At 27.2% G+C, this 13,448-nt stretch carries 6 protein-coding genes and 1 other RNA gene; 3 read left to right on the forward strand and 4 right to left on the reverse strand.

The features are described from left to right. Window position 1: 1 nt before the first annotated feature. The 4 genes from ACWXVQ_RS02315 to ACWXVQ_RS02330 all read right to left on the reverse strand — a co-directional run bounded on the left by ACWXVQ_RS02315 (window position 2) and on the right by ACWXVQ_RS02330 (window position 3,270). Window positions 2-790, reverse strand: a complete 789-nt coding sequence (locus tag ACWXVQ_RS02315) for a 1-acyl-sn-glycerol-3-phosphate acyltransferase (protein ID WP_438340409.1) — start codon at window positions 788-790, stop codon at window positions 2-4. A gap of 24 nt (window positions 791-814) precedes the next feature. Further along, the gene (locus tag ACWXVQ_RS02320) at window positions 815-1,117 is read right to left on the reverse strand and encodes a 4'-phosphopantetheinyl transferase superfamily protein (RefSeq protein WP_456013483.1); all 303 of its coding nucleotides are present in this window, start codon (window positions 1,115-1,117) and stop codon (window positions 815-817) included. A 103-nt stretch (window positions 1,118-1,220) separates the two neighbouring features. Next, a complete protein-coding gene (locus tag ACWXVQ_RS02325; RefSeq protein WP_456013484.1) occupies window positions 1,221-2,549 on the reverse strand; it encodes a C1 family peptidase in 1,329 nt (442 codons plus the stop codon). 31 nt (window positions 2,550-2,580) lie between these two features. After that, a complete protein-coding gene (locus ACWXVQ_RS02330; RefSeq protein ID WP_438340406.1) occupies window positions 2,581-3,270 on the reverse strand; it encodes an NAD-binding protein in 690 nt (229 codons plus the stop codon). A gap of 369 nt (window positions 3,271-3,639) precedes the next feature. Here ACWXVQ_RS02330 and ACWXVQ_RS02335 point away from each other — a divergent pair, with 369 nt between their 5' ends. The 3 genes from ACWXVQ_RS02335 (at window position 3,640) to rnpB (ending at window position 13,427) form a co-directional block, all read left to right on the forward strand. After that, the gene (locus ACWXVQ_RS02335) at window positions 3,640-5,082 is read left to right on the forward strand and encodes a potassium transporter TrkG (protein WP_438340405.1); all 1,443 of its coding nucleotides are present in this window, start codon (window positions 3,640-3,642) and stop codon (window positions 5,080-5,082) included. A 10-nt stretch (window positions 5,083-5,092) separates the two neighbouring features. Then, a complete protein-coding gene (locus ACWXVQ_RS02340) occupies window positions 5,093-13,078 on the forward strand; it encodes a hypothetical protein (protein ID WP_456013485.1) in 7,986 nt (2,661 codons plus the stop codon). Between the two features lie 37 nt (window positions 13,079-13,115). Then, window positions 13,116-13,427, forward strand: an RNA gene (gene rnpB / locus ACWXVQ_RS02345) — RNase P RNA component class B. The last annotated feature ends 21 nt before the right edge of the window (window positions 13,428-13,448 follow it).

Here is a 13,448-nt window from a genome sequence, read left to right on the forward strand (position 1 = left end):
TCTATTTTCTTTTCGTAAAAGTATTTTTTATGGTTTCATCTGATGAGATATTTTGATCTTGATATTTGCTTGAAACAATATTTTTAACTCAGTTAGCAAAATCTTTTTTATCTAGTGTTTGAAATTGCTGAGGTTTTATTGAAGGGTGAAAAATTACCTTAACAACAAGCTTTCCTTGTCTTTTATTATCAAGAGCATTAGCTGCATTATTTATTGTTACTGGTACAAGGGGAATGTAGGTTGATTGAGCTGTTAGAAATACACCACTATTAAAATGAGCTATCTTGCCATCTCTTGTTCTAGTGCCTTCAGGGAAAATAACACCACAAGTTTGGTGTTTTTTAACATATTGCCCAAAATCTCTTAGAATTGCTAACGCTTCCTTTGGCTTTTGTGTATTTATGTAAAAGGTGCTAATTAGTTGACTAATTTTGTAAATTGATTTCTTTTGTTTAGCTTCCTCTCTAGCAACAAATGTCATTGGTTTTGATTTTCTTTCGCCATTACCATGGTTTCATAAAGCTGAAGCAATAATTAAAGGATCTAGATAAGTTGAATGATTAGGCGTTAAGAAACAAGGCCCACTTGGAATATTTTCAAATCCTTCAACTTCAACCTCGACATTCAGGTGTCGCAAAATATTTGAACTATATTTGTGGATAAAATGTTGTTTTTCCACGTCTTTATAATAATCTGGCATTGCTCTATTTCTTTTTGCTTTTGCCAAAAGTCTCACAAAGTTGTGTAGTAAAGGAATAAATCTAAGAAATTTTCTTGTTTTTAGTGTCATAAGTTTTTCTCCTTGTTTTATTTTTTAGGATTTAAATGCAACAGCAACAATATAACCATCTTCACTAGTTGTAGATAATTGGTAATTGGCATATGTATATCTTCCAGCATTCGTTTTTTTGATTAGTATGTTTTTAAAACTAAATATTGAATTGTCAATTTTGAATATGCACTCTTTTAATGCCCATCTGGTTGCTAAAAATATTGGTTTTTTAGAGTCGCTGATTTTTAAATATTCTTCAATTTCAATTGGGTGTAAAATTTTTTTAATGGCGTTGGTGGATATATTTATAAACCTATTAATTTTAGCCATATCAATTGAAATCATAAAACTCCTTAATAAATAATTATTAATTATAATTTAATTAATAAATATTATGATTACAAAAGGAAAAAAATACCAAGCTATTAAACTGGTATTTTGCTATTAATTATTCATCACATAGTGGATCAAATGGAGAAATCGTAAAAATAGGTTTATTAAATGATTCAATTATTTCTTTATCTAAATATTTCTTATCAACAATAGCCATGTAATTATAATCAGTAAATCATTGGTCGCTCATTGACCAAAAACCTTTTGATCCCCGATCGCTTCCTCAACTATTTTCGACCTTTCAATTAATTGCTTTTCCTTGGGAATCTAGGTTTACTCCTACCATATTCATTGCATGAGCAATTACTGAAGCTCTTGATTCGAACTTTTCAGCTTTTGAGAAGTCTGGCGTTTTTGTTAGTGTTAGATCAAAATTGTAAAGTTCGGAATCTAGGATGCCCTCTCTATTTCCAAATGTAGAAACATCGCATCCAAATCATACCGGGTCCCCTGCTTTAATTTGATTAATCATAATTTTTTTCATTATCTCGATATCAATATTAATCATTGTTAAGGGAGTACCGCCAACCATATTATTGCATAGAGGGGCTTGGATGACAGAATTATGTGGAAACTTATTTCTCGGATCAGATACAAGAGTGATTTTTGTTTCAATATATTTGCTTAGGTATTTTTGATAAAACTCAACTGGCGTCATTTTGTCTAATGATACATATTTTTTATCCTTATTCATATATTCGAATTTGAATTCCTTCGGTGGTTTACCTAATGATTTTATTAAAATGTTATAAACATCTTCTAGTGCTTTTTCTTTTAGTAAAGAAACTTTATTTAAATCATTTGTTTGCAAAAATGTTTGTCTCATCTTAGCAGTATAAGCCTTTAATCTTCAATTAATTTGTTCTACCATTTCACTTGTGGCTTCAGAACTGAATGATTCATTCATTGCATCTTTTGTTACAATTCCATATTTCTTAATAAGATTTGTAAAGAAATCTCAATAGCCACCATCTGAAACTGGGTTAGTATTAAAATATCTAAATAGGCGATCTTCATTCTCTAATTTTAGTCCTTCATTTTCAATTCAATTTAAGTAGAAATTTGCCTTTTCTAATTTATCAAAGAAATGAATATAGTTTTGTGAAAGTTCTAATGATTCAACATTAAATTCTTCCATTAGTTTAGTTCTAATAGAGTTTAAGCCAGCAAAAATTCAACATCTTCCTGATGCTTTTTGATTAGTAATATTCCCTACTTTTGTTTCATGAGAAAAAACGAAATTATGTTTTTTTATTGCCTCATTGTTTATTGAGCTTTGTTTTAATCCATTTTTAAAAATGGCTGATTCAATAATTTTGTTATTTATATTATTTTCATAATTTTCTTCAAACTTGTTAATTAATTCAAAATTAATTTCTGACATATTTTTATATTTTCTCCTTATTTTATTTAGATTATTTTGATTTGGTACAAAATTCCGTCACTCTTATAATATCTTCAAGTTTACCAATAAACGTAATTAGGTCACCATTTTCTATTTCAAAGTCGCCGCTAGGAAGAAATCAACTTTCGCCTCTTTGAATTAATGAAACTGATACGGAGTATTTGCTTCTAAATTCTGTTTCTCTAATTTTCTTGCCAATTATTTCATGATTTTTAATCCCGACTTTTGAACTAACAAATCCATCTTGAATTTCAGTAATACATTCCGAAAAATTTGTCAAAGCATTATCTGAAACTAGGATAGCTGTTTTTGTTCCTGCTTCTTCTTCTGGAGAAACGATTCACTTGACACCAATTTGTTTTAAAACACGTGAATGACGAGAATTTGATGCTCTTGCAATTACTGTTTGCACACCTATTTCTGCTAGCGCTGCAACAATTTCAATGTTGTCTGATGTCGCAACGATAACGACATCAAATTCCTTAACATTAATTGATTCAAGAGTTTTTTTATCAGCACAATCAGCGACGTAAATGTTTTCAACTTCATCTTTAAATGGTAGAAGGTGTTTTTCATCTTGGTCAATTAGTACTAATCGAATATTGTTCGTTCTATCTAAAAGAAGTTTTCTTACAACCGCTTGTCCAAAACGGCCAATGCCGATTACACAAATTTCCCTTGCCTTTTTAAAAAGTTTCATATTTTCTCCTAAACTATTTTGATGATTACAAAATCATATACTAATAAATTTTAAGACTTTTATATTTAAATAAAGTAAAGTAATTTCAAAAAGATAACCCTAGCAAATGATTGAACTATTCAATCTAGTTGTCTGCAGATATAAATTATTAAATTTTTCTTTTTAATTTAAGTTGCCTTTTTAAATTTTAACATTTAAATTTTTTTAGTCAATTTCACCAAAAATATATTTTTTTACCTTTTGCTATATAATATAGCAATGATAAAAAAGCATCATATACCTAAAAAAACTAATATTTTCCTAAGATTTTTACGTAAGCTTGGGGTGGTAAGATATATTTTTATAATATATATCTTATTTACTATTCTTATGTCACTTTTGTTATTCTGAAACATATCCCATAAGGCCGATATAAAGGAACCAGTTAAATATATAGATGCACTTTTCGTATCTTCATCAGCATTTAGCGACACCGGGCTAACGCCATTAGTCACATCCGATACATTTAATACCTTTGGCCAGTTTTTGATTGCCTTAAGTATGGTTGTTGGTGGAATTGGAATATTTACATTTAAGATTTACATTTTTCAATCTATATTGGGTTTGAGATCTAACATCTTTAGCAATATGGTTTCTCAAACAGAAAGAGGTTCTATAACTGTTAGTGAAACAAGAAAGATGATTAAGATAGCAATTTCGTTCTTAATTATTACAACTGCTGTTGCTTCATTTATCTTTACAATGCTTTTATATTTGAGACCAAATTCAAATTTTATAACACAAGAGTTAAAAGAAACTAGCCCTTTATTGTTTAATAATAAAGTCGTTTTGAAGGCTAATGAGATACCATATAATAACTTTCTTCAATCATTAAAGTATGGAATTTTTCATGCGATTAGCTCAATAAATAATGCGGGATTTGACTTGTTTGGAAATAAGAGTTTACAACCTTTTTATAATGATTATGCTTTTCAAATAGTGACAATAATAACCTTTTTGATTGGCGGAATAGGCTTCCCGGTGATCTATGATATATGAAAAAAAATTCAATCAGTCAAGTTAGACCAACCACATCATAGATTTAATTTATTCACTAAATTTACAATAATAACTTATCTAATTACTACTGTATTAGGTTTTAGCATAAGTGTTATATTGGAATATAGTTCTAAATCAGAAACTACTTTTTGATATCAAAAGGAATATGGAACTGTGGGCGACAAACTCTTTGCTATATACTTTCAAGTTAGTTCAACTAGATCTGCTGGTTTTTCGACTGTAAATTACTATAATTTTACACACTCAACCGTTTTATTACATAGCATCCTTATGTTTATCGGCTTTTCACCAGTTTCAACTGCAGGTGGTATTCGAAATACAACAATAGCAGTTATTTTTCTAAGCATAGTTACAATGATGACTGGCCGCAGTAGAATTAACGCCTTTAAGAGACAAATTGGTAAGGAAACTCTTATTAAAGCAGTCAATGTTTTTACTCTATCTATTGTCTTGATATTTATTGTATCAATTGTTAGTTATTCAACTCTTCCGACTCAAACTAAACAAATTGGTGATGTTAATTATCCAATTATTTTTGCAACATTTGAAGCATGCTCAGCTTTTGGCAATACTGGTTTGACAACAGGACTATCTTCAAATTCACACAACTTGCATATTGCTGGCAAATTAAGTCTTATTTTTATCATGATAATTGGACAATTCGGTATTCCTCAGACTATCAAAATATTTGGTCGAGGAAGAAAAGCACCAGAATACTATCAATATATCTATGAAGATGTATCGATTGGTTAGGAGGTTTCTCATGAAAACGAAAGAAATGATTAAAAAAGTTACTAAAATAACTGTTGGTTTATCACTTGGATTAGTAATCCCAATTACTTCTATTTCTTGTGATAATAAAAAAGCATCAGATCAAGCAAAACCTAAAATTCAAAAGAAAAATATTCAAAAACCAGTTAGCGGAAAAATAAATTATGTTGCCATCGGTGATGATTATGCAGCTGGAAATAATAATAGTTTTAATGCTCATAGTAATAACTTTTTTAGCAAAGAAGATAATGAAGTATACGGAATTTCATATGCCTCATATTTAGCTAATTCAATCTCGCTAATCAATGATGATGAAACAATATTAAATAGATATGAAAATCTGGGTTTATCTTATTCTACTACTGATGCTTGATTGCATTTATTAAAACCAACCAATACTAGCAATTTAAATGAATTTAATGAGGTAATAAATCTAAATAAAAAATTAGGTTTGTATAATGCTAATTTGAATAGTAAAAAGGTTATTAGTAATATTAAAGAATCAAATTTTATAACCATTTCATTAGGATTTAATGATATCTTTAAGAAAGATGAAATTTTGTCATTAGTATTAAGACAATTTAAAGATAAAAAAGAAGAAAATCAATTTATTGTAGGCTATAATAAAATTATTTCAGCAAGAATTGCACAATTGTCAAAAAATTATACAGAGATAGTTAGGGAAATAAAACAAATAAATCCTAATATAAATATCAATCTAATTGGATATAGTGCGCCCTTAATTCATACTATCAATATTCAAGGTAATTTTCAAAATAACGTTTTGAAAACAACAACAGATTTATTGAATAAAACAATTAGCAATATCGCCGACAGTGAGAGTTTAAACTATTATAGTTTTTCATCTGAAAATAGCATTTATGAAAATGCTGAACAATTTTCGACTGATTATTTAAGTATCTTTCCAAGTGTCAACGGTTATAAAAAACTTGCGCAGGACATATTTGCAAAAATGTCTACAAATATTACAGAATATAATTCATTATTCAATAACAATGAATTTTCAAATCACAATAAAGCAATTTCATTTATAAAAAAAGCAACAACAATTAAATCATTAATTTTTGGAGTAGTTGGAAATAATGTAGATACATTTAAGAAACCGTATCCATTTGAAAAAAATTCGAAAAATAGTAGTCTTATTGCTTCTGAATCAAGCAATGTTTTTGCTCAAACTGTTTTGGCTGAATTTAGTAGTAAAATAAAAATGCTAAATAATGAACAACTTAAAACTTTTATTGATAACGTTCTTTCAATTATTGGCATTAATGATAAAGAGGCAAAAACATGATTTAATGAATTAATAAATTCATTGATATCTAAGCGTAAAAATAATTTAATAGTTTCATTATTTGAACAGCTGTTTGATTCAGTTTATGTTCAACACTTTCTTAATAAGGCGAATATCAAGGTTTCACAATTATTGGCAAAAAAATCTCCTCAAAATACTTTAACATCTGAAATTAGGAAAATTCTTACGCAAGAATTTCAAGATAAAAACAGCATATACTTAATCTTAAAATCAGTATTAAATTCTAACTATTTATCTAAAATTGAAAATAAGGTTTTTATTAGACAAAATTTAGCGTCATTAATTAAAATATTATTTTCAAACAAATCTATTAAGCAACTATTTCCACAAGAGCTATTGCTATTATGAGATAAGAAAACAATGGATAAAAATATAGTTGTAAAATTTGATAATCTTGTTAATAAGGCAGTGGATAATTTATTAAGCAAAAGCGAATTATATTTTGCTAATACTAATTTTGATGGTTTTATAAATGATATTTTGAGGGACTCTAAGAAAGAAATTATTTCTCTATTTCAAGCAATTGTTGATTGATTAACCAAAGATAAGGGATCTCTAAAAAAGATTATTGATAAGATTGCAACCTCCTTAAAAAATGTTTATAGAGTGCCGCAAGAAAGACTTGATGACATTAAATATTTCATTCAAACAACAGTGGAAAATCTAAAGGATTTTAAGTATTCATATGAACTTCTTGATCTTTTTGTAGAAACTACACTCGATTCATACAAAGATAATAAGTTGTTAGATACACATTCATTTATTAAAGCATTTGTTAAGGGGTTGCTATTTAATACAAAGGATGCCAATAAAAATAATCGTGTCTTTTTTGCTCTAATTAGCAATGTTCCTAGATCGCCTAATATTGATCTTAATAAATACTATAATGGAATAAAATATCTCGGAGTTGGATTGGTGCAAGCGGAAAACATAATAAATTCAAATAATATAAGTAACCTGCTTGATGATCAAACAAGAGAAGCTATGCTTACATTGCTTAGAAATATTGCAAATAATTCTGATAACATTTTGAATATAACAGGTAAGAACTATATAAAAGACTTATTTTCATTATTGATTGACGATATCACTGCAAAGGGTAGCTTATTTAACCAAATTTTAGATAGACTTGGAGACTATGTTGTTATACATCCATTAATTAATTTCATTAAAAAACAAGGTTATGAGAAACAAATACTATCAGCAAATCCCGAATTTAATAATATAGAAGAGTTTGTAAAGTCTAGTTATTCTTCATTATATAAATCAGTTAATAATAAGATAATTATTGATAAGCTAAAATTTTTGGTAAATGACATTGTTGATAATGGTAAGCTATATGACAAAAGTTCACTATTTGCTTTTGTTGTTTCAACCTTAAAAAGAGTACAAGAAAATGGATTGATAACATTAGTAGAGACTTTATTGCAACAAATATCGAGTAAGGAAAATACTAAATTATTAGTGAATGTTCTTACCTCATACATTAATTCATCGTTAAATGTAAAACTAACCAATGTTGAAAAAGAGCTGATCGAAACTTATATACAAAGCATTTTAAGAAACATTAAGGATTCAAACTTATTTAAACACTTTATTGATAATTTTAAGAAGATAACTAAAAAAATTGATATATCAAAAATCGATACTTTTGATAAGCTGGGTTTATATCTAAAAGAAGAATTAAGCAATCTTTTGATTGAATCAACAAACCCCGGTGCAATACAAATGTTTCTTGATTTTTTAAGCCTAAAGAATACAAAAGAAAAAGATGGATTTAACAAATTTATTAATGTTTTATCAATATTTTTAAAAAATGAAAATAATGTTGATTTTATTCTTGACAAGCTAAATCTTAAAAAAATTGTTGCGGGTATCCCTAAAAAGATTGATTTTGCAAAGCTGCCCCAAAATGTTAGAGATGATGTTAAAGGGTTATTAAATAATGTATTGGCATTAATAATTAAAAAATGAGATGACAAGATAAATCCAAAAATTAAGGAATTAATTAAAAATTCAGTTTCAAATGAAAAAATTAAAAATGTAAAAAATTTAAATGAATTATTTTTCTTATTAATTAATGAAAATAAGGAATTTTTGAAGGAATTTATTTTAGACATAATAAACAATGTTATTTTGGTTAATCAACAAAGCGAGCAAAAAACTGTTGATATAGTTGTTTATTTAATTTCTACTCAAATTAATTACACAAAATTAAGTGTTAATGAACAAGGAAACATCAAATCGATAGTCAAAAAAGCAATTGCCTTTGTTAAGGATAAAAAAATATTTGGCCCATTGGTCGAAAGTTTATTAAATACAATGACTTCAAATATTAAGAAATTTGGTATTGATTTTAATAAATATGACTGAGCAAAAATTGTTGACTTTATTGATGATTTAGATATTATAAAAATTGTTGAAGCATCTGAGGATTTCTTTATTAACAAGATATCAAAAGATGAGCTAAAAACATTATTAAAAACTCTCCTTCTAAATGCTGTGCATCTTTTTGCTTTGAACGAGAAGCCAACAAATGATGAATCTACAGCATCTTCATTGCAAGAACCAACTAAAAAAACTATTCCAAACATTAATGTTGAAAAAATTTTAGGTATAGTTCAAAAGATATTGAACAAACTTTCTTCTGAAAATAAGAAGGAATTAATACCTTATTTAGTTGATGCTATCTACGATCTAAAAGAAAATGAAGGTTTTAAGAAATTCTTATCTGATTTACTATCTAAATCTCTTAAAAATGGCAATCAGACAGTTATTAAGGAAATATTAAATAATAAAGGAGATTATTCACTATTAGCTAGTCTACTTATTAACAAGTCATATAGCCTTTTATTAAACGAAGAAAATAAACAAGGTTTAGTTTTAATTTTAAATAGTTTATTTGCCGATGACAAACCAATAGTTTTAGATGCAAATAAACTTGCGATTAAATTATTTAAAAATGTTAAAACAAATAATTTATTAAATTTCATTAAAACCAATTTAGACCGTATATTGGGTGACGAGGAATTGCTGGATGTGATTGCCAGATATCTAATTAGTTTAGTAAAACAACAAGCAAACATAAAATTTAGTGGCAATGAAGATTTAATAGTTCTTAATTATCTAAAATCATTATTAAAATCTATTCCAAATAATCCTTTAATCCATAAATTAAAGAAGAATTTGGAAGAAAAACTCAGCGAATTAACAGATACATCAAGTTATATTGATTTCCAAAAAAAATTGAGTGATGCCCTTAAACAAACATTTAGTTTTAATAAGGAAAATATAGAACAAATTTTTGATCTTTTAATTATAAAACAAGACAAGAAGGCACTAGGTGAAAAAAAACTTGTAGAAACTTTAAAAGTATTGTTAGGCAAAAAAGAGTTTTTAGAATTTATTTTAAAAAATATTAATCCTAAACAATTGATTAATAATATGTTTGATAATATAAATTTATCTAATTTAAATTTAGGAGAACACTCAAAAGGGGCTCTTACTTCAATAATTAAAGACACGAAAGATCTTATTAATCTAAAATATAATGATCTTGTTTCACAAAATATCAATGAAATTATTGAAAAATTATTGCTTGAGGATGTCCTAAAGAATGTAGATTCTTTTGAAGGCTGATTTAAGAATTTCTTCATAGTTAACGAGGATTGGATAATTAAAAAGGTAGACTTGATTCTAAATAATATTTTATTATCAAAAGAAAGCGAACAATTAAAGCAATCAATTGCTAATTTCTTAGTTGAATTTATTGCCGAAAAACTTAATGGCATTGAATTTAAAAACGGCCAAAAAGAATCGCTAAAAGCAATATTTAACAAGGCAATTAATTTCCTCCCAGATCTTAATATAAGCAACGCTATAACTAAATCTGCTATTAAATTATTAGTTAAAAATATTAACCAATATCAATTCAATTTTGAGAAATATAACTTTAATAGTGCGTTCGACTTTATTAGTATATTTAATAAAATAAACATAGATAAGTTAGACCAATTCTTATCAGGATTAGACTCGCATGACTTAGCTAATATTATTCTTTTAGTTATAAATAATTTTGATAAGCTAGAGTTGCTTTTTACTACTCCATCTGTTACTTTGCAAGAAAAATCAAAGAATAAAACAATTGTTGAGTTCAATAAAAAAGAGGGAATTAAGATAAATATAAATGATATTTTTAGATTAATTAAAGTTGGATTTTCAATTTTAAATGCCTCCGATCGCGAGTCTATCAAAAAAGAAATTCCTAGTCTAGTTCAAAAGATACGTAAATCTCCAAAAATAAAAGAGTATGTAAAAACTAAATTAGACTTTTTAACAAATCTTATTTTAAAAGTTGACTCAAACGCTCGAGATTTTGCTAACAAAACAAAAGAAAAGATTATTGAATTTATCTTTGATAAGGAAGATACTAAGGACCTTATAACTAACTTTATTAATACACTAATTTCCTTAGATCAAAAATCATTAGACAATATTCATAATATAAATGAATTAATTAAGAAACTTTTGAACCTAAATAAGTCTTCGATCAGTGATTTTATTAAAAAAATTGTTTCTAATACCACTTCTGATGAAGCGTATATTAATAGTTTAGTTAAATTTGTGTTGAATGCAATTCATTCAGAATTAAAATTTGATTCAACTAGCGACGAGTTTGAAAATATTGCTAACTTAGGGACCAGAATTATTAAAAATCTAGGTAATAAAAATATTGTATCAGACATAATAAGTAAGCTTTTTGAGAGTCTTGTTGACATTGATATTATTGATTCAAAGGGCCATTTTGATCAAAATATATTGATATCAAAAATAATTTCAGGGTTAAAGAAAATCGATTGAAAGGCTTTATTTACATCCCAAAATATAGAGGATATGTTTAAATCACTTATTGGAAATAACATATCAAAAGAACAGTTAGTTAAAGAATTTAGTTCTTTATATCATTATTTGGAAAGAAATATACCAAAATTGACTAATCAAATAAACAACCAACATACAATATCTAATAACACTCAAAATGTGCTAAATCCAGTTATTTCTGATGAACAAAAAGAGTTTTTAAAGAATATTGAAGGCACAATATTCAATGTATTAACTGGCTTGAATGGTTCACTTGATTCTAGCGAAACTGTTGGCAAGGAAGCAATAATCGAGGTTGTTCATACAATCTTTAAAGACCAAATTAAAAAGATAAAATGACAAGAAATAAAACAGGATTTAATACCTAAGTCCGAATTGCAAACTATAGTTGATAAATTTGCAGACAAACCAATTTTAAAAACGTTAATTAGCGATGTTATATCTGATTTTCTAACAAAACCAAAAGTCCAAGCAGCAAATATTGGTGAAATAGTAACTAAAACATTAGAAAAAGTTTCGCAAAAATTAAAAGATAATGTAACAAAAGTACTGGAAGCAGTTGTTGAAGACGATGATTTAATGAAGATTGTTATTGGTCATGTATTAAATTATTTAAAATTGGAAAATGTTACAGCCGAAGACATTTCATTTATCAAAGAATTAATTAGCGCTATTTTTAAAGAATTAATTGAAACTGATTTTTATAAACGAAAAGTTGTTAAGAGAACTATCGATCATATTGTTGGCTATAGTAAAAATTTCTCAATATTTGAACCAGTCAAATGACTTCTTGATGCCATTGAAAAAATTAAGGCCGGATTTTCATTTAATGATCTTAAGATTATTGCTTCTTTTGTTGGTGAAACTAAGGCTATTAATGGTGCTCGCTTGATTAAGCTTATAAATCTATTATTTGGAAAAAGTAATTTAAAAGATTCGGTTTTATATAATGGTTTGCGAAACATTAATATGAATCCTGATCCAACAAAGCGTACTAATATTAATACTCTACTTGATTTTGTAAGTATTGGACAATTAAGCAATTCGACTTCAACGAGTAACATTCAAAATGATGATCCAGATAATATTTCTCCCGACCTTGATGCACTGTCATTGATTAATGAAATCTTTAAAATGTTAAGTATTGAATATTATAAGAATAAAAATACTCAAGATAGTAGTTTTAAAGTCAGATCTAAGACACCTGAATGGCAGGCGTTATATCGTTTTAAGGTAGCGATTGATTATATTCTTTTTGAAACATTTGGACGTGAAACCGATATTGCTCAACGTGATGTGAGTCAAAGAAAAATTAATTTATATACAGGTGTTCGTTCGTTATTATGAGAGATTCAGGAAGGAACTAACATTTCGGCCATTCCGTTTTTAAGCTCTAAATTTTCAGGTATGCAAAGCTATTTTAAAAAAGATATTGATCGTCGTCAATTTACTAATTATGCAGTAAGTGAATCTGGTTTTTGATTTGTCAAGTCATGAACTTACTTTGATGATAGTAATTATGGTCCTGAATCAATTACTTATTTAATTACTAGTTCTGGTTATAATGATAAAGAAAAGGGTAATTTAACTAGATTTAAATATAAGATTAGCGAGGGCGGACAAGCATATGAGATTTCTAAAAAAGAATATATCTTACTAACTTTAAAAGAAGGCGGTTATGGTAAATTCATGAAATTAAATAATAAACGTTCGAATTCATCATGGTCTGGACTTGATAAAATTAATCCCGAAGATTTCTATTAGGATTTAGCTAAAAAAATAAAAATAGAGTAAAATAATTATGCACAGCCAACTGCTGCATAATTATTTTATGTAGAGGAAAATCCGCTCTAGCACTTGCTGCGATGCAAGTAGTGATCATGCTAGGCCAAATAAGCCTAGGCAGTTATTTAAATAATTGACGACTAGTGCAACAGAGACGAGCTTATTTAGTTAAGGTGCAACGATGTAAACTCCATGAGTTAGAAACCCAAATTTTGGTAGGGGAACCTGATTAATATAAATGAATAAAGATCGGGAAGCATATTATTTTAATATGTTTAGATAAATAGTTGGCGCTGTTAATTTACAGAACAAAAAGCGGTTTATCGTGCAAAAAGGCATTTTGTGCCTT

Source organism: Mycoplasma sp. 527, assembly GCF_053851595.1.